Origin of the sequence: Leptothoe sp. PORK10 BA2, assembly GCF_034932105.1 — a bacterium.
Lineage (GTDB): Bacteria > Cyanobacteriota > Cyanobacteriia > Phormidesmidales > Phormidesmidaceae > Leptothoe.
Genome location: NZ_JAYGIG010000002.1, coordinates 1 through 19,540 on the forward strand (window position 1 = coordinate 1; position 19,540 = coordinate 19,540).

Below are 19,540 nucleotides of genomic sequence, written 5' to 3' on the forward strand. Positions count from 1 at the left end.
GGGGTACCAAGGGATTGCTCGCTATCATACCAACTGCTTTATTCCTAAGAAAAAGCCCAAGAAGGGCGATCTATCTGAGGCAGACCGAGACTTCAATCGAACGCTCAGTCGTGAGCGCATCTGTATTGAGCATGTCAATCGTCGCCTCAAGATTTTCAAGCTGCTAGCTCAGCGCTATCGCAACCGACGACGACGCTATGGGCTGCGATTCAATTTGATAGCGGCACTCTACAATTATGAACTCAACCTTGCCGAAGACTGGCAGCAAAATACAGCAATTTAGCACATAATCATTTTTGCAAGAGGTCTATTGAGGCGACCATCGTACTGTTGCCGCAGTCTTTCTGCCAGTGGCAAGGCATAGACAAAACAGCCAAGGCAATTGACTTGAAAGACTCGCAAGGGATTGAGCCGTTATACTTGAAAATCTCCCTGTAGTCCTTGGCCACGCCAAAAGCCGGGAGAATCCATGTACGATGGTCTAAATACCAGGATTCTTGGTAGCTAAGGTCCAGGTCAATAGCTTATTGGTAGGCCCGTTGGGCGGGGCTGCGAGTCCAGCAACTTTGACAACAAACTATCCTTACTCGAAGCTGCTGGCCTCGCCCCAAAGAACCCTGGAAAGTATGAACAGCACCGATTGGGGCTTTAGTCATAGCGAATGCCATTGTGCTCTAGCCAGCCATCCTCGTGCCAATCCCTAGGATCATCATGGGTCCAGTGCAGAATGCCACCGCGCTCATTCCATTCATATTCCCCCCGAAAACGGACCTCATCGCCTTCCCTCAACCCACTAATCCGTTGAGATACATCACTATCAATATTGTGACTCACCAGCAACGACTGCCCCGACCCTAGGCGCAGAATAAACTTCTGATGGCGGGACCCTTCCAAATCGTCCGGTAGCAGCTTCTCCACTCGACCCACCCCTTCCACAATCAAGTCTGACTCCCTATTGCGATAGGCCTGCATCAACGCATCATCATCTTTCGCCTCAGCTCGTCGAGCATCGTTATGGTGGGGGGCAGCATCCGCCATGGGCATAGACCAAGGAAACAACACAGACACTTTCATCACTGGCATAAGCAGTATAAAACCAGCTAGAAGAGGCATGACTAAAAAACTTTGAAATGCCTTCAGGACAGAGCTTTTGACCATATCAGTGGAGAACCGTATACGGTAATGTCGGTGTAATTTTACCCTATCCCATGGGGGCATTCACCACCTGCGCCCATTCTCGTTGTTTGCGATTATGAATTTGTCGGACAAGAGAGACACCCCATGAAAACATCTGCACAACAATCCATTATCGAAGGTCTACGCAACTGGTATCGCAACGCTATCCGCAATTCTAAATATCGTTGGATCGTTGTTTTTGGTAGCCTCCTCTATCTCGTTAGCCCGTTCGATATTTCACCTGATGTTTTGCCGATTATTGGCTGGCTCGATGATGGCATCATTGCCACCCTGCTAGTGACTGAGGTGTCCCAACTCCTCTTTGAACAGGTCAATGCCTCTAAGAAAAAGGCGAATAAAGAGACCACTCAAAAGGCCGACGCCACTGCTAATACCGCCACTGCAACCGAGCAGGTGGTTGATGTACAGGCGGTATCCGTAAGCTAATTCAATCTTCCCAGCAGGTTTGTTGCTTACATCTTTTGTTCAACGTTCAATTCAACATTCAACTCATTCAATAAGGTACAGAATCATGACTTATAACAACACCCAAGCCGTTAACGAAAACTTTGAGTCCATCAAGGCAGAAGGCGGTCGTCGCACCCAAAAGATTGCTCACATTCTCAAGTCTGCCTTTTCTGAGGCGGTCAATGAGGTGAAAGATGGTGCTAGCACTGTCAGCCCTCTGGCCAAAGATTTAGCGGGCAATGCGGTTCAAGTGGTCAAGCAAAAGGGCCAAGAAGCCTATGTGAATGCCAAGCAAGCAGCCAAGGAAACAGCCACCGATGAGCAGGACATCATCACCCAGTTTAAGCTGAAGCTCCAGGCTATTGTGGATGCTGTTAAGGCCACTCTGTTTGGCCGGGCAGCTGCAGAGGAGTCAGACGTGGTTGCCCTAATCAAAACAGAAACTGAGGTCCATACGCCTGAGGTCCAAGCCACAGAGGTCCATACCGTAGTGACGGTTGATGCCACTGCTGACGTTGCCTAGGTTGCCCTAGGGTTCTATTCCTTGATTGTTAGGTACGCTATGAACGCTGGTTTCCTGAGGAAACTGGCGTTTTTTTGTAGGTATGAGCTGAGGATTTGATCAATGGAGGAAAACGTTAAGAAAGCTACCCAACTGGACACTCCTATGCATTTTTCAGGGTATCTAGACAGGTTTTATCGGATCGTAGAGTTATGTAACCTAAGCACTTTGGGTTTTCGGAACAACACTGATATACTTCCAGCAATTCACTTTGAAGGATGAAAAAGTGTGTGTCTGCATACACTTTTTCCCAATGCTGGTGTAGCCAAGTCATATTGCCTACTCAGCTGAGCTTCAATGTGGAATTACCGACATCCAGGATTCTCTTTGTTAAGGACACCCATTATTATGGTTAGTAAACAAGCACGCTCCCAAGCAGTAAACTCTGCAGGCAGCTTCATGACTGATTTTCGTGACTTTCTGTTACGCGGTAATGTCGTTGATTTGGCCGTAGCCGTGATCATCGGTGGTGCCTTCGGTGCCGTGATCACCTCATTCATCGGTGACATAATTACCCCTCTGTTGCTGACCCCGGCGCTCAATGCAGCCGGCGTTGCAGACATTGCACAACTATCTGCCAATGGCATTAAGTACGGTCTTTTCTTATCCGCAATAATTAACTTTGTGGTGATTTCCTTTGTTATGTTCATGATCATTCGTTCATTTGAGCGGCTGAAGCGCACCGAAGAGGTAGATGCAGGCCCCACCACTGAAGAGAAGCTCAACGATACCCTAGGTCGTCTGACGGGTTTCCTAGAGCAGCGCATGTAAGCGCTTGAGTCCATAGCCTGTGGTTCTACGATTCCATAACATGGGTTGAACCGATACCCTGAATAATCAAACGGCAAGCTGGGATCATTTCCTAGCTTGTCGTTTTTGAATGTGACTGACCCACACCATGAAAGCCGATCTGGCAGTGACCTCCCCCATGACCTTATCTGGAACCTTACCCACTGCAACCCTGCTAATTTCATGTCCTGATCAGCAGGGGTTGGTAGCTAAAATTGCCAACTTTATCTATGCCAATGGGGGCAATGTTGTCCATGCCGACCAGCACCGAGATGAACCATCAGAGCTATTTTTGTCTCGTATTGAATGGCAGTTAAAGGGATTTAACCTGAAGCGAGAGCTGATTGGACCAGCCTTTGACTCCATTGCCAAACCCCTGGGTGCTAGTTGGCAGCTCCACTTCTCAGACGAGGTGACCCGCATGGCCATTTGGGTGAGTCAGCAAAACCACTGTCTACTGGATTTGCTGTGGCGGCACCAGGCGGGGGAGCTCGCGGCAGAGATTCCTCTGATTATGAGCAACCACGAAACCCTACGGCCCATTGCAGAGCAGTTTAATATTGCCTTTCATCATATTCCCATCACCAAGGCCACTAAACCAGAGCAGGAAGCTAAGCAGCTGGCTCTGCTCAAGGAGCATGCCATTGATTTGGTGGTGCTGGCAAAGTACATGCAAATTCTGAGCCCTGATTTTCTAGGTCAGTTTTCCCAGGTGATTAATATCCATCATTCATTTTTACCGGCGTTTGTGGGGGCCAACCCCTACCATCGGGCCTATGAGCGGGGGGTGAAAATCATCGGGGCCACGGGACATTATGTGACGTCAGACCTGGATGCTGGTCCGATCATTGAGCAAGATGTGGTGCATGTCAGCCATCGAGATCAGGTGAGTGATTTGATCCGTAAGGGTAAGGATGTGGAACGTTTAGTCCTTTCTCGGGCGGTAAGGCTGCATTTGCAAAACCGCGTATTGGTTTACGGCAATCGCACGGTGGTGTTTGCTTAGGGGGCGTTATTCAATCGTAAAGCGGTTATCGAGCAAGTCAGGGATACCCCGATTTGGTGTCCTAAAAAACAAGAATTTTATAAAATCCACAACTTAATCGCCCACTCTGCGAGAAGAACAAAGCTCTACATCCCCTAACCCCTTCTCTCAATCCTGAGAGAAGGGGGATCGGAGTCTGGCGCCCTGGCTGAGGTGAAGGCCTTCGAGAGCTAGAAAATGGGCAAATTATTTAATTTTCATTCCTAAGGGAAGTGGCCAAAGCTATTTGCCAGCGGCTGGGCCACCCCCTGTAACCCTATACTCCTGGGCGTTCAACAATTTCAAAATATAGCCATGGGATGCAGTTAGGTGCGACCGACGACACATGGGATTACCGTGCGATCGCAAAAGGCATCACTTTTTTTCAACACAGTCCAGTCACAATCCCAAAGGCTCAGCACTGCTCAATCTTTGACGTCCTGACCGATGCTTCAACAGCCTCTCACCATGGTTGCCATGCTCCTTGATTACTCCCTGAACAGATAGATCGGAGTTTGGCACCCCTTGTCTGACAAAGGTTTTAGGCTTATTATTGGCACCAAAGGTGGATCAAAATGGTCTTGATTTTGGACTTATCGCCAAAACTCAGCAACCGGTCACTTTTTTAGATCTGGATGAGGACTCAAACCGTTGACTTATATAGAGCACCAAATTTAGATCTATCTGCCCTGAAGGAGACTGATCCCCTGCAGCTTTACCAAATTTAATAGTGCGCCAACACAAATTGATTTAGGCTGAAGCTTCTAATGGTCAGCAGATCCAGCTCTCTGTGAAATACCAAATCATTCTACGAACCCAAGTTGGAGTTTTTGAGATTTTCGATAACAATTTAAGGTGGGCATGAATAGCAATCTAATTCTATCTAATCTTCTCAATCCTGCTATTCTCTTTTTCTTCCTTGGGATGTTGGCAGTTTTAGTACAATCCGATCTAGAAATACCTGCTCCTATCCCCAAACTATTTTCGCTCTATTTACTATTAGCCATTGGATTTAAAGGAGGTGTTGAACTATCGAAGAGCGGTTTAAATTCGGAAGTCCTGCTAACCATAATCGCCGCCATGACGATGGCTTGTCTGGTTCCTATTTACTGCTTTTTTATTCTGCGGTGGGGGCTTGACAACGATTATGATGCGGCTGCGATCGCAGCCACCTACGGTTCGATTAGCGCAGTCACGTTTATTACTGCCAGTTCTTTTTTACACGATCTAGGTATAGAGTTTCATGGATTTATGATCGCAGATCTAGCCCTCATGGAATCTCCTGCCATTATTGTGGGTTTGATTTTGGTCAATTTGTTTGCAGCTAATCGCGATCGCAAAGTATCTTGGCCAGAAGTTTTGAAAGAAGCCTTCTTAAATAGCTCTGTATTCCTACTGGTAGGCAGCTTGGCCATCGGCGTCTTGACAGGAGAGCATGGGGCTGAAATTCTTTCCCCCTTTACTGAAAAACTGTTTTACGGGGTGCTGACCTTTTTCCTCCTTGATATGGGCATAGTCGCAGCCAAGCGGATTAAGGATCTACAAAAAACAGGGGTATTCCTGATCGCCTTTTCGATCCTCGTTCCCTTATTTAATGCAGGCCTCGGGATTGCCTTAGCGCGGCTGATTGGTCTAGAAACGGGGGATGCCCTTCTATTTTCAGTGCTTTGCGCCAGTGCGTCGTATATCGCTGTCCCGGCCGCCATGCGGATGACAGTACCCGAGGCCAACCCCAGCCTCTATGTTTCGACAGCCTTAGCGGTCACATTCCCGTTCAATATAATTGTGGGAATTCCCCTCTATCTCTATGGAATTGAGTTGTTATGGAGTTGAACTCATGCATGAGGTAAAACGCATCGAAATTGTCGCCAACTCGTTTGAGTTAGGGAAATTACTACAAGCCCTAGAAAAATCCGGAGTTCACAGCCATAGTGTGATCCGTAATGTAGCAGGGAAACAATTTCATGCTGGCAAAGAAGATTTGGATATGACGATGCTAGACAATGTCTACATTGTTGCCTTCTTTGCGCCTGAGCTGCTTCAACCTGTGGTAGAGGCTATTCAACCATTACTCAATCGCTTTGGGGGCAATTGTCACATCACCGATGTCCTGGAAGTAAGCTCCATAAAAGGTGCTGATAAATTACAGTAGGAGGCAACGTGTTATGAAGACTGAGATCGATCGTCGTCAACTCTTACACCTGGGGATAATGAGTTCAATAGGACTCTTGTCGCAAGGGTTAATCAGGCCAACTTCTGCTGAAGCAGCAACCCTGACATCTGAGGATTTGCTGACGGATCCGGATACTGCCCTACAAGCCTTAATGGCAGGCAATCAACGTTTTTCGCAACATCATCCGACGTTTCCCCATCAGGCTCAGAGCCGGCTTCAGGAGGTTTCCCAAGCTCAACATCCGTTTGCAACGATCTTAAGCTGTGCAGATTCTCGGGTGCCGGTGGAGATTTTATTCGATCAAGGTGTTGGCGATATTTTTGACGTGCGTGTGGCCGGCAATATTGTCACACCGGAGGTCATGGGGAGCTTGGAATATGCCATCGAGTTACTAGAGACTCCGATACTCATGGTATTGGGCCATGAACGTTGTGGCGCTGTCACTGCTGCTGTACAAAATAAACCTTTGCCGGGGGATATAGGGACATTTGTTCAGGCGATTTTACCCGCAGTCGCGGCCTCTAAAGGGCAAGCTGGAGATCCGGTTGAAAATGCTGTGCAGCAAAATATTAAATATCAGTTAGAGCAACTTAAACGGTCGGAGCTAATTACTCATCGGCTGGAAGCTGGCACCTTAAAGCTTGTCGGTTCTCGCTATGATCTAGATACTGGAAAAGTTTCAATCATCACATAGGGAATCTTAGCGCTCTCACCCACACCCTTTAAGCTGAATAACTATGGGGCTGAAACGCTCCATGCAAGCTTGGTTGATTTTTTACAGCAGCATACTTGACTTTGAAATCGGTCAATTTTAAAGCGGCTCTTAAAGTGGGAAATTTCCCCAGAGTTAGCATTCAGGAGTCAGCATCCAGGCCCTTTCTAACTGCTGAACTCTGAGGGTATCAAACTTAAGCCGAAAAATCCTGGCTAGGTGGGGAATCAGGGGCCAGTGAAGCCCTGATTCCTGGCTCCTGACTTCTGAATACTATCCCTGGGAAAACGTCTCGCTTTGAGTTGGCACCCAACTCTGAATGCTTACCCAGTCTAGATTTCACCGCTTAAGTTGAATACCTCTATCCCTAGTTCAACAATTTCAAAATATGGGCCGTCACGGCCAAACTCTCTTCAAATAGGACATCTTCACCCCAGCGCTGTAGTTGCTGTTCTAGCAACAGATCAGACCGCTGGTCAGAAATTGCCGTCACCTCTTGGATATAACAGGACTGGGCACCACCGCCAGATTCCATGCGCATACAGCCTGCGGTTTCTGAACAGAGAATGGTGCAGCAGTTGGCCTCCGAATTTGTGGACGACATGCGTAACCCAGTCAAATCACCCAGGACTTCGCCCACATCCGCCACCGGAATAGCCGCTAGCTCAACATCAATCGATCGGCCCTCTTTGGCTTTTAGAGTGATGCGTCGCAGGTCATAGTCCCCCCCTTCCGACTTGTAGTCCTGAGGCTCCCAGCCTAGGCGACTCGCCAACCAGCCCAGATACAGCAAGGCCTGGGCGGCGTTGCCCTTTTCATAATCAATGCCCAGTTGGTCTAACTCCAAGAGGGCGATGCGTCGTTCCGGTGGGTCAAAGGATGCCGCAGATAGCTCCTGCCAGGGGGCCAGACGATACCAGTTGAGATCGGCCACTGGGGTGCCGCTTTCCACCAGTTGCTGAATTTTTAGCAGCTCTGACTCAGGATTGCCGTAGTAGCTAGAATCCAAAATGATGCAGTTGCTAATCTTGGCCATGGATTGAAACAAGAGCTGCTCAGGGTTGGGAGTGGCTTTCCACCAGACAAACTTGGGCAGATCGGCAATCACCAGGGACTGGACTAGGCCATCCACCCGATCTAATGCTTTCTTAGTCCCACGTAGGGTAATGTACTCGCAGCAGACTAGGCGGCTACTGTTGTTTTTTTGAATGGGGCAGTAGGCCGAAACCTGGGCGGTAACGCCGGTATCTTCATCGTCGAAGGTGGGACATAGGGTAATGACTCGACAAGGGTTTTGGGCGGCTAGGGCTTCGTTGAGACTAAACCCCCGCAGGTCAGCATTGTTATAGCGTCGCTGCTCCGGGGACAGGGCATGAAACTCCGTTCGCAGTCGTTGGAGAGTGGCTTGATCCACGCGACTGGTAACCCGCAGTCCGTAGGTTTGCTGGGCGGTTGCGATCGCACCTCTTGTCGCCTCCCCATGCTCCCCATCAATCGGGTTGGGATAAAACCCTAATGCCGCCAACAGCTGTTGAATCTCTTCTGGCTCATAGATAATTACACTAAATGTGGTCGCCCGCGTCGCCATGCCACCAGCGCCATCGCTGGCATAGTTATGCCAGATCTCCCTTAGCTCTGTTTCAATGTCGTCAACTGAAATATCCTTGGGCTTTTGTAGCGTAACGAGAGAAGTGACCATGGTTTTAACCGCGCAATTGGATAGAAAGGTTTATCAAAAAGGAAATTGAATTTAGAGTCTGCGCCAACGCCGACCGACTTTGTTCAGCAAAAACTCAGCTTCCACCGGTTCCCAAGTACCTGCCTCATACAGGGGAATCTGGGCCGGATCCGCCGGACTATCCCAGGCTTCTAACACCGGCGTCAGCACCCGCCAGGACTCTTCTACCTCATCCCCACGAGTAAACAGGGTTTGATCCCCCAGCATGGCATCCACCAACAAGCGAGCATAGGCATCGGTGCTGGGCTGGCCAAAGGCGGCATCATAGCGAAAGTCCATGTCCACGGAACGGGTACGCAGGGAGCTACCCGGTGTTTTGACCTCAAACCGCATGGAAATCCCCTCATCGGGCTGAATGCGCAGGGCCAAAATATTATCATTCATCTGCTGGGCCGCCGACTGGAACATTAGGTGGGGAACCTGCTTGAAGTGTATCGAGATTTCAGACACTTTCTTGGGCATCCGTTTACCCGTACGGAGATAAAACGGCACCCCCTGCCAGCGCCAGTTGTCCACCCGCATTTCAATGGCGGCAAAGGTATGGGTGGTGGAATCCGGCGGCGCACCTTCCTCTTCTCGATAACCAGGAACGGGCTTTCCTTTCATCCAGCCCTTGGTATATTGACCGCGAATGGCACAGCGATCCAAATTCAGGGGATCCGCCAGCCGCGTGGCCTGTAGCACCTTAACTTTCTCATCCCGCACACTGGAGGCCGCCAGAGAATTGGGCGGTTCCATCGCCGTTAGGCAAAACAGCTGCATCAGGTGGTTTTGCACCATGTCCCGCAGGGCTCCGGCGGACTCGTAGTAGCCAGCCCGACCTTCCAGACCTACGGTTTCAGCCACCGTAATCTGCACATGGTCCACAAATTGCCGGTTCCACAAGGGTTCAAAAATGGCATTGGCAAACCGAAAGACCAGCAGGTTTTGGACGGTTTCCTTACCTAAATAGTGGTCAATTCGGTAAACCTGTGACTCAGAGACCGCCCCCCTCACCTTTTTGTTCAAGGACTGGGCCGATCCTAAATCCCGACCAAAGGGTTTTTCGATAATAATGCGCTGCTTAGCTAGGTCCTCTAGCATGTTAGCGGCCCCCAGCTGCTGGGTGGCCTCGGCAAAAAAGCGAGGTGCCACGGACAGGTAAAACAATCGATTACCTCGAGTGCCCCGTTGTTCATCCAGTTCAGCTAAAAAGGCCTTGAGCTTTTGATAGCTTTCCGGCTCGTCAATATTACCGGAGCAGTAATACAGCCCAGCGGAAAAATTCTCCCACAGCATTTGGTTGTGGATGCCGCCACCGTAGTCCTCAATGCCTTTTTTCAAATGCTCTCGGAAAAATTCATGGCTCCACTCCCGACGGGCCACACCGACAATGGTCAGCTCCGGGGGCAGCCGCCGCTCTTGGCGCATTTTATAGAGGGAGGGTACCAGCTTTCGTTGGGTGAGATCCCCCGATGCGCCAAAGATCACGAGAATTTGAGGCTCTGGAATACGATCTTGCTGGAGACCAATGCGGAGGGGATTTTCTAGAAGAGAAACCATTTGAAGATAAGGGGGAAATGGAAAACGTTAGAGGCCCCTCTGATGGGGCCCCTGAGGGAGTAAGGAAGGGAGATGGGGGCCCCTCTGATGGGGGCCCTGGACAGGGAGCAAGGTAAGGTGGGGCAACCATAGTACAAGCATAGCGATGCCCCAACCGGGTTCTACAGAATGTTTTAGGCGGGGGACAGTTGCTTAACCTTGGTCACCAAGGAATCCATCAGCTTCTCAAAGGGCTGGATGAACTTATCGATGCCTTCGGTGAGGAGTTCGTCCATCACGGAATCCAGGTCCAGGCCAACGGTGGGCAGGGCGTTGATCACCGCATAGGCTTGGTCCACGTCGGTTTCGATCCGGCTACTGACATCGCAGTGATCGGCGCAGGCTTCAATGGTGTCGGGAGGGAGGGTGTTCACGGTGTCGGGACCGATCAGCTCATCCACATACATGACATCGCTGTAGGCGGGGTTTTTGGTGCTGGTGCTGGCCCACAGTAGGCGCTGTACCTTGGCCCCATTGGCCACCAATGTCTGCCAGCGCTCGCTTTGGATGATTTTTTTGTATTCTTGGTAAGCCAGCTTGGCGTTTGCGATCGCAACCTTACCCTTCAACCCAGCAATCTGCTCACGCTTACTAGCATCCGCTGCCGCCAGCTGGTCCAGGGCATCGTCCACCTTGCTATCGATGCGGCTGAGAAAGAAGCTCGCCACCGATGCCATTGCACTAATGTCATGCCCATCGGCCAGACGCCCTTCCAGGCCCCGAATATAGGCCCAAGCCGTATCGATGTAGCTTTGGATCGAGAACAGCAGGGTAACATTCACGTTGATCCCGTCCCGAATCGTCTGCTCCACCGCCTGCAGCCCCTCCGGTGTACCGGGGATCTTGATCATCAGGTTTGGTCGGTCAATAGCCGCCGCATAACGACGGGCCTCAGCCAAGGTGGTCTCAGCATCGTGGGCTAGATCGGGAGGGACTTCCAGACTTACATAGCCATCCAATTTATCAGACGCATCATAAATCGGTCTGAGCAGATCACAGGCCTGCCGAATGTCATCAAACACTAGGGACTCATAGATTTGCTCAACGGACTGGCCAGCGCGCACCCCCGCTTCAATATCTTGATCGTAGATTTCGTTACCTGCGATCGCCTTTTCAAAGATGGCTGGATTAGAGGTGATCCCATGGACATCACGGCTGTCAATCAGCTGGACCAACTCGCCAGAGACTAGCAAATCGCGACTAAGATTATCCATCCAAACACTCTGGCCGTAATCTTTTAGATGCAAAATTGGACTGTCAATTATCGTAGTCATGGGTGAGCTATCCTTTGTAGAACTTATCTGGTTTTGGGGTCTGGTTTTGGGGTCTGGTTTTCGAGATTTAAGGCTTTGCCGGGTTTGCCCAGCTGGAGCCACCTTCAGTTTGTGGAAGTCATTGGAAATCAGTGGGAGTCAGTCTCAACCCACAATTGTCATGGCCGCTTCACGCTCTCGAAATCGGTCTTGAATAAACGATTCCACTAACGCCACATCCTCCGTACTACCCAGAATCAAAGGTGTCCGCATGTGTAATCGATCGGGGATCACATCGACAATGTTCTGGCTACCCGTGGTGGCTCGTCCCCCCGCTTGCTCGGCCAAAAAAGCCAAGGGAGCCGACTCATAGAGCAAGCGCAATTTACCATCCGGTTTTTCCACGGTGCCTGGATATAAAAACACCCCGCCCTGGGTCAAAATGCGATGGAAGTCCCCCACTAAGGCACCGCTATAGCGGGCCGAATAGCCCTCATGGCGGTGGACATAGCGGATATAGTCCCGGATGGAATCATCCCACTGCCAAAAGTTACCTTCATTTACACTGTAAACAGGCCCATGACGAGGAATCGTAATGTTCTCTTCAGACAGGATAAATTCTCCTAGGCTGGGATCCAAGGTAAAGGCATGCACCCCCGTGCCGATGGTATAGACCAGTACCGTACTCGGGCCATAGAGAATATAGCCCGCCGCTAACTGCTCTCGTCCTGACTGGAGTAAGTCTTTACCCGTTTGACCTTCGTCATTTCCCTGCTGTTGGCGAATAGCAAAAATCGAACCCACATTCAGGTTAATATCCACATTGGACGAACCATCAATGGGATCGTAAAGCAGCGTATAACGACCAATGGGGCAGTTCTCTGGAATATAGAACGGCTCTTCCATCTCTTCAGACGCTAGGCGGCAGACTAAACCACTTTGCTTAAAAACAGAAATAAAGACGTCATTGGCATAGACGTCCATTTTCTTCACCGATTCCCCTTGAACATTTTCGCGCCCGGTAAATCCGAGGGCATCTTCCACTAAACCAGCCCGTGATAGACGTCGCGCAATCAGCTTCCCCGCCAGGGCAATGCGGCTCATTAAAGCGCTCAAATCTTGGGCATCTGGGCCAAAACTTTGCAACTGCTGCAATACATGGCGCGACAGCGTCATTGAGTCACGATCTAACGTGGCTTCGTGGGATGGTTGATAGGTTTCAACCATAGGATCCTCCATTACCTCTATTCGTTGAGGTGGGTGAGTGATAGAAGCATCGATCAGACACTTCTATATGCCATGTTAGAAACCCGATCTAAGAAATGAAATAAACTTTTAGATCAGCTATAGAAACAGCCTCAAATCCTGGGACCAGCAGAACTCACTAGATAAACATTAGATTAAGGACAGATAAATATTGGCTAAACTCAATGCCAGCTTTTAAGAGACGGTGATTGGTCGAATCCCTGGATTCCCTCTTGACACCTTCACCATCAGTATCACGAGTGCTGCGTTTACCTAGAACAAGGGTAAATCCTGTCGGCGGCATCCGCATTTTCACGGTCCCTTAATTTAGACCCATATCTGGCAAAAACCCGTGTCATTGGGGTTACGTTTCCTCCATTAGTTAGCTGTGATTAGAAAAGGGATGTTGTGATAATTGCAACGTACCTTTTATCGATCATTAGCAATCCATCATTATTCATACTATGGGGCATCTAGGTTGGCATCAGTTCAACAACCGTGTCCTGGCGTTAGTCAGCTGGCTGAGTGTTTTTACCCTCGGTGGTTTTCCGGCTTGGGGACAGATAACGTCTACGGAGAGCACCACCATTATCCAAAACGGTGAACAGTTGGAAATCACCGGTGGTGTCCAATCAGTGGATGGCATTAATCTCTTTCATCAGTTTGATTTGTTTAATGTAGCTCCGGGTGAAACCGTTACGTTTATTGCCCCAGACTCCATTGAAAATATCCTAGGGCGAGTCGGTGGTGGTCAGGCATCTATCATCGATGGTGGTTTAGCCGTATCTAATGACGCGAACCTATGGCTGATAAATCCAGCGGGCTTATTGTTTGGCCCCAATGTTCAGCTCAACTTGCAGGGAGATTTTAGCGCCGCCACAGCGGATGCCATCGGCTTTAATCAAGGCTGGTTTACGGAGGGCACCGACTATTACACATTGACCGGTGCCCCCAGCAGTTTTGCCTTTATATCTAGCCCTGGATATCTGGTTAACCTGGGGGATTTAGGGGTGGCCCCTGGCCAAAATCTTCGGTTGTTGGGGGGCAGCGTGCTGAATGTGGGCTCCTTAGTTGCCCCCGAAGGAACAATCACCGTGGCGGCGGTGACCGACGATAGTCGAGTGAATATTAGCCAAGCGGGGCAGCTCCTAACCCTAGAAACTGACGTCGTTATTGAAAGTGGTTTCCCTGGCATTAATCCAGTGGATTTACCCACTCTCCTCACGGGGGATGGGCCGGGCCATGGGGCTGAGTCGGCCTATGCCGACCGAATTACCGTAGCGGCGGATGGCTCCGTTAGCCTGACCCAAACGGACTGGGTTGAGGGGACGGAGATCGGTGCGATCGCACCCGGGGATACGGCTATTACTGGCACCGTGACCAGTGCCGGTGATAGCGGTGGCCAGATTGCAATATTAGGCGATCGGATTGCCCTGGTGGATGCCCAGATCAACGCCGATGGCATCTCCCAAGGGGGACAGATCTATATTGGCGGCAATTACCAGGGGGCAGGTCCCCTACCTAATGCCACCCGCACCGTGGTGAATTCAGGCACAACCCTGAGCGCTAATGGAATTCACCATGGGGATGGCGGCGAGATCATTATTTGGGCCGACCAGGCCACCGCCTTTAGGGGAGATATCCAAGCCCGGGGGGGAGAGCTAGGGGGCAATGGCGGCTTGATTGAAATTTCGGGTAAATCAACCTTGTCTTTTGACGGTACGTTTGACCTCAGTGCCCCCCAAGGAGACTTTGGCAGTATCTTGTTTGACCCAGATAACATTGAAGTTGTTAACGGTATTGGATTAGCTAACGGCGATGTCGAATTAATCCTACCGCCTTTTGGTACAGTGGTCGCCGCAGATGGGGACAACGGCTGGTTTACGATCTATGAAACGACGCTAGAACTCTGGAACGGTAATGCCAACATTCTACTCCAGGCAAACAATAATATTGTTATTCGTAATTTAGGGGGAGATAATGAGCTGCGGTTTCAACCGGGCAGTGGCTCGATTACGTTTACCGCCGATGCTGACAATGATGGTGTTGGTTCATTCGATGTAGAAAAGGCGGGGGACCTGATTAACACCTCAGGACGAGACATCACGATTTCCGGTCGGGCTATCGATATTGAGTTCCTAGATGCCGGCACTGGAGATGTTAGCCTTATTGCTCAAAACCTTATTCAAGTTCGAGAGACCCTAACGGCTGATGAAATTAGTCTTCAAGGAAATGGCATGGTTTTGGCAGGTGGCAATGATTCCATTAGTGGCAATACATTGTCTCTGCAGACCTGGAGTCCAGGGCAAAACATTGCTGTGGGTTCAAATATAGGGTCCGGAACATTAGACCTTTCAGAAACAGATATTCGGGCGCTTAAAGATGGATTTACCAGTATTTCCATCGGTCGGCCTGATGGTACAGGGACTATCATTCTCTATGATAGTGTGGCGGATGGAGGAGCTGCCGCATTTAAAGATCCAGTCACTATCCTTGGGGGAGATACCCTGCAGGGACCCGATCAGCTAACCACTTGGACTATCACTGGCAACAACCAGGGTAATCTAGATAGCATTTTTAGTAACGGGTTAACCTTTGAGAATATTGACAGAATCGTTGCTAGAAACAACACCAGCGATATACTCCAAGGGACAGGGGATGACGACACAATCACCCTATCCAGGGTTAATGGTGGAACCTTTAATGGCATTGATTTTGACGGCATTCAAAATATTCGCGGCCTTGGTGGTGACGACAGCTTTATCTTTGCCAATGGAGTCGCTGAACTATTTGGCTCTATTGATGGGGGCACCGGTAACAACACCCTTGATTTTAGCAACTACATTACAGATATTGTTGTCGACTTAGAAACAGGTAGTACATCTGGGACTGGCGGTATTAGCAATATTCAAAACATTATTGGTGGCTTTGGCAATAACACAATTCGGGGTACTGGTGGTGACGATATTATTATCCTCAATGGGATAGAAACAGGCTCCCTCAATGAGCTTATTTTTCAAGGTTTTGAGACGATTCTACCTGGTGATGGTGAGGATCGTTTTATCCTTAATGAAGGAGTGGCATGGACCCGCCTGGATGGTGGTGCCGGTACAGATACTGTAGATTATGGCTCTTATACAACAGGGGTTACCATTGATCTCCAAAACAACACAGCCAAAAATGTTACGCAACTTGCCAATATAGAAGACTTTCGCGGGGGCATGGGTGTTGATACCCTCCTGGGGACGAGTGGGGCAGATGCGATCGCAATTACCGGAAACAACAGCGGCACCCTAGGCAGTATTACCTTTTCAGGCATTGAAAACCTAGATGGTCAGGCCGGAAATGATCAGATTGAGATTACCAACACTGGTACCATCACCGGCAACATAGAGGGGGGAGGTGGAACCGACACCCTGGATTACAGCGCCTACACCAATGATGTCACCTTTAATTTCAAACAAAATAATGGTTCAGCAGTTAATAGCTTTACAGGCCTAGAATCCTTCATTGGCGGCGACGGTAATGATACCTTTATGCTGAACCCAGCAGGCACTGTTAACCGCATTAATTCTATTGAGGGGGGAGCTGGTAACAACACCCTGGTTGGGGATAATGTTGCCAGTGTCTGGAACTTGACCGGTACCAATACTGGCAATGGTCCGGGCGTCTCCAATTTTTCAAGTATTCAAAATTTGGTAGCTGGCGATCAATCAGATCAGGTAAACTTTTTGGCCAGTGACGCTCAATTTACGGGGATACTCAATGGTCGTGATGGGGGACTCACCCTCATGGGCGATAGCATTGGTATTGGTACAGCCGTTAGGGGCTTCAATGAGCTAATTTTTCAACCCATCTCAGCCGATAGAGATATTCATCTGGGTGGCCTTGGTTTAACACCCCATCTAGATATATCCACCGCGGAACTCTTAAACATCAGTAATGACTTTACTGCTATCACCATTGGGCATTCAGCAGGCACGGGCAACATCACCCTAGGGGCCGATGTCACATTACCCGTACCGACCACTATCCAAACTCCCAATGGCAATGGCTCCATCGATACCCAGGGATTTCACCTATCAGCTCCTGAGTTAACATTATTAGCGGCCCAGGACATCACCACGGCGGATCTCACTGCAATCAATGGTATCACCCTCAATAGTGGGGGCGCTGTCAACACTCAAAATATTCTTACTTCCCAGACTTTGGATGGCGGCAATGTTGTTATCAATGCTAATCGTATTGCTGCCCAACAGATTAATGCTGCCGGACTCACTAACAATGGGGGGGACATCACCCTGACGGCGGCAGATAGCGTTGAGGTTGCAGGCTCAATTCTCTCAACTGGTGATGTTGATGGCGGCAATGTTGTTGTTGACGCCAATCGTATTGCTATCCAAGAGATTAATGTTGCTGGATCAACTAATAATGGGGGGGACATCACCCTGACGGCGGCAGCTGACGTTGAGCTTGCAGGCCCCATCCAAGCAACAGGTAATGTTGATGGCGGCAATGTTGTTGCTGATGCTAATAATATTACCACTCAGCGGATTAATGTTGCCGGATTCACTAACAATGGAGGTGACGTCACTCTGACGGCGGCAGCTGATGTTGAGATTGCAGGCTCCATCCAAGCAACAGGCAATGTTGATGGCGGCAATGTTGTTGTTGATGCCAATAATATTACCACTCAGCAGATTAATGCTACCGGACTCACTAACAATGGGGGGGACATCACCCTGACGGCGGCAGCTGATGTTGAAGTTGCAGGCCCTATCCAAGCAGGGGGGCTGACTGATGGGGGTAATGTTGCTATTGACGCTAATCGTATTAGCACCCAAGAGATTAATGTCAACGGACTCACTAACAATGGGGGTGATGTTACCCTCAGCTCAGTTGAAGATATTGAAGTTGCATCCATTCGAGCAGAGGGTAATCTAGCTGGGGGCAGCGTCGATATTGCCAGCCAAGAATTTTTCCGGGCAACGGACAACTTCACCGCCCTAAATGGCTTAGCTGCCAGTATTTCTACCGCCGCAGTTAATGGCACAGGGTCGATCACCATTCGTCATGCAGGCAATGGATCCACCCCCTTTAATGTGGGTGATGACAATCTTCTGGGTAGTAATGCCGCCCTCACCAGCGGAGACTTTCAACTGACCCTTGGTAGCTCGTTCCTCAATAGCCATATCCTAGGCAACATTTCTATTTTGACTCAAGATATTATTCTGCCTGTGATAGCACCTCCGGTGGCTACTTTACCCTCTTCTCCAGTGATTACCACCCCAGAAAATATCTCTCTTACTATTAACCCAACCTTTCCCCTGTTGAACAGTCGCATTAAACCCTTGGAAGAATCAGCTGGGGACCAAGACTCCAGGGAGTCTAACAGTGTTTTGTTTGAGCGACTTGAAAGCTCATTTTCAGATCAATTTACGTCCCACCTAAATCTATATGAACGGGTGAGTGTGTCTTCCACAAGCTTAGCCTCAGCCCAACAAACCCTAAGTAATGTTGAAGCATCTACGGGGGTAAAACCGGGTGTTTTATATGTCTATTTCTTACCCCCAATCAACAAAGATACAGCCTCACCTGATGCGAATGGACTAGATCCTAATGATGAACTAGGTCTGTTATTGCTAACTCATAAAGGACAGGCTATCCGCCAAAAAGTTGAGGGAGTTACTCGGCGGGATGTGATGGCTGTTGCTGAAACCTTTTCCGCCCAGGTGACCAATGCCATATCGTCGTCGTCCCAATACTTACCCCCGGCGCAGCAACTTTACGATTGGTTCATTTCTCCGGTTGAAGCTGTGCTAACTCAGCAAGGGATTCAAAGTTTGGCCCTAGCCATGGATACGGGGCTGCGTACATTGCCGGTGGCGGCTCTCCACAATGGCGACGAGTTCTTAGTGGAACGCTATAGTCTGGGGGTAATTCCCAGCTTTAGTTTGACTGACTTTAATTCTGAGAACTTTTTGTACTCTGGGATAGGAAACACTCAAGTACTGGCCATGGGTGCGTCCCAATTTCCCTCCCAACAGGCCTTGCCAGCGGTGCCGGAAGAACTTGAAATCGTTACCAAAGCCTTTAGTAAAAGTGAGGTATTTTTGAATGAAGACTTTACCCTGAACAATCTTCAGACCCAAATTGCCCGCAATGAGTTTGGAGTGGTTCACCTAGCTAGCCATGGGGTATTTGAATCGGGGGCACCGCGTAATTCCTATATTCAATTATGGGATCAGCATCTCCAACTGGATCAGGTCCATACCCTCGGGCTGCAAGGGGCCAATATTGCCTTGATGGTGTTGAGTGCTTGTAATACCGCCCTGGGGGATCGAGAAGCGGAATATGGTTTTGCTGGCTTAGCGGTGAATGCTGGGGTGCAAACGTCTGTGGCGAGTCTATGGCCCATCAGTGATGAGGGCACCCTAGGGATGATGACTTACTTTTATGAGAGTTTGCTAGCTGAGCCGGTTCGAGCTCATGCCCTACGTCAGGCACAGCTGGCTATGCTGCGGGGTGAGCTACAGTTTTCAGAGGGAACGCTATATGGCCTGGAAGGGAGAGAGTTAGCCCATTTCCCAGAGCTTCAATATCACGGACGTTGGAATTTTGCCCATCCCTTTTATTGGTCTACCTATACCCTAGTGGGCAGCCCTTGGTAGGCACCATCAACCCTACGGCAATTAGGATTTGGCTGTCTGGCTATGTATTTGCCTGACAGGGCGACCTGAAATCTGTGAACCTACAGAGGAAAGATGGGGGAAAGATGGGATGCACAAAGTCGCAGGGGAGCATGACACATCCCCTACG

Annotated in this window: 14 protein-coding genes; 9 read left to right on the plus strand and 5 right to left on the minus strand. The window is 49.6% G+C overall.

Annotation, left to right across the window (positions count from 1 at the left end; genetic code table 11):
- Positions 1–283, plus strand: a 283-nt coding sequence (locus VB741_RS00870) for a transposase family protein (RefSeq protein WP_323363243.1), incomplete at its 5' end; no start/stop codon positions are given.
- Positions 284–648: 365 nt separating this feature from the next.
- On the opposite strand, the gene VB741_RS00875 is transcribed toward VB741_RS00870, so the two are convergent.
- Positions 649–1,074, minus strand: a complete 426-nt coding sequence (locus VB741_RS00875) for a DUF3465 domain-containing protein (protein WP_323363368.1) — start codon at positions 1,072–1,074, stop codon at positions 649–651.
- A gap of 207 nt (positions 1,075–1,281) precedes the next feature.
- Between VB741_RS00875 and VB741_RS00880 the strand changes: the two genes are divergently transcribed.
- The 7 genes from VB741_RS00880 to VB741_RS00910 all read left to right on the plus strand — a co-directional run bounded on the left by VB741_RS00880 (position 1,282) and on the right by VB741_RS00910 (position 6,886).
- A complete protein-coding gene (locus VB741_RS00880; RefSeq protein ID WP_323363244.1) occupies positions 1,282–1,623 on the plus strand; it encodes a YkvA family protein in 342 nt (113 codons plus the stop codon).
- 85 nt (positions 1,624–1,708) lie between these two features.
- Entirely contained in the window at positions 1,709–2,167 is a 459-nt protein-coding gene (locus VB741_RS00885; RefSeq protein ID WP_323363245.1) for a hypothetical protein, read from the plus strand.
- A 438-nt stretch (positions 2,168–2,605) separates the two neighbouring features.
- Positions 2,606–2,977 (plus strand): large conductance mechanosensitive channel protein MscL, encoded by a 372-nt coding sequence (gene mscL / locus VB741_RS00890; protein ID WP_323363246.1) that lies wholly within the window; start codon positions 2,606–2,608, stop codon positions 2,975–2,977.
- A gap of 157 nt (positions 2,978–3,134) precedes the next feature.
- Positions 3,135–4,001: a formyltetrahydrofolate deformylase gene (gene purU, locus VB741_RS00895; protein ID WP_323363247.1), complete on the plus strand. Its 867-nt coding sequence runs from the start codon at positions 3,135–3,137 to the stop codon at positions 3,999–4,001.
- An 879-nt stretch (positions 4,002–4,880) separates the two neighbouring features.
- Entirely contained in the window at positions 4,881–5,852 is a 972-nt protein-coding gene (locus VB741_RS00900; protein WP_323363248.1) for a sodium-dependent bicarbonate transport family permease, read from the plus strand.
- A 4-nt stretch (positions 5,853–5,856) separates the two neighbouring features.
- Complete coding sequence (locus VB741_RS00905) at positions 5,857–6,171, plus strand: P-II family nitrogen regulator (protein ID WP_323363249.1); 315 nt, start codon at positions 5,857–5,859, stop codon at positions 6,169–6,171.
- Between the two features lie 13 nt (positions 6,172–6,184).
- Positions 6,185–6,886, plus strand: a complete 702-nt coding sequence (locus VB741_RS00910) for a carbonic anhydrase (protein WP_323363250.1) — start codon at positions 6,185–6,187, stop codon at positions 6,884–6,886.
- A 385-nt stretch (positions 6,887–7,271) separates the two neighbouring features.
- Here VB741_RS00910 and opcA read toward each other — a convergent pair whose 3' ends face one another.
- The 4 genes from opcA to fbp all read right to left on the minus strand — a co-directional run bounded on the left by opcA (position 7,272) and on the right by fbp (position 12,703).
- Entirely contained in the window at positions 7,272–8,603 is a 1,332-nt protein-coding gene (gene opcA, locus VB741_RS00915) for a glucose-6-phosphate dehydrogenase assembly protein OpcA (RefSeq protein ID WP_323363251.1), read from the minus strand.
- 51 nt (positions 8,604–8,654) lie between these two features.
- The gene (gene zwf / locus VB741_RS00920; RefSeq protein WP_323363252.1) at positions 8,655–10,184 is read right to left on the minus strand and encodes a glucose-6-phosphate dehydrogenase; all 1,530 of its coding nucleotides are present in this window, start codon (positions 10,182–10,184) and stop codon (positions 8,655–8,657) included.
- Positions 10,185–10,357: 173 nt separating this feature from the next.
- Complete coding sequence (tal, locus tag VB741_RS00925; RefSeq protein ID WP_323363253.1) at positions 10,358–11,497, minus strand: transaldolase; 1,140 nt, start codon at positions 11,495–11,497, stop codon at positions 10,358–10,360.
- A gap of 144 nt (positions 11,498–11,641) precedes the next feature.
- Entirely contained in the window at positions 11,642–12,703 is a 1,062-nt protein-coding gene (gene fbp / locus VB741_RS00930; RefSeq protein ID WP_323363254.1) for a class 1 fructose-bisphosphatase, read from the minus strand.
- 482 nt (positions 12,704–13,185) lie between these two features.
- Between fbp and VB741_RS00935 the strand changes: the two genes are divergently transcribed.
- Positions 13,186–19,392, plus strand: coding sequence for a CHAT domain-containing protein (locus VB741_RS00935; RefSeq protein WP_323363255.1), 6,207 nt, complete (start codon positions 13,186–13,188; stop codon positions 19,390–19,392).
- Positions 19,393–19,540 lie beyond the last annotated feature (148 nt).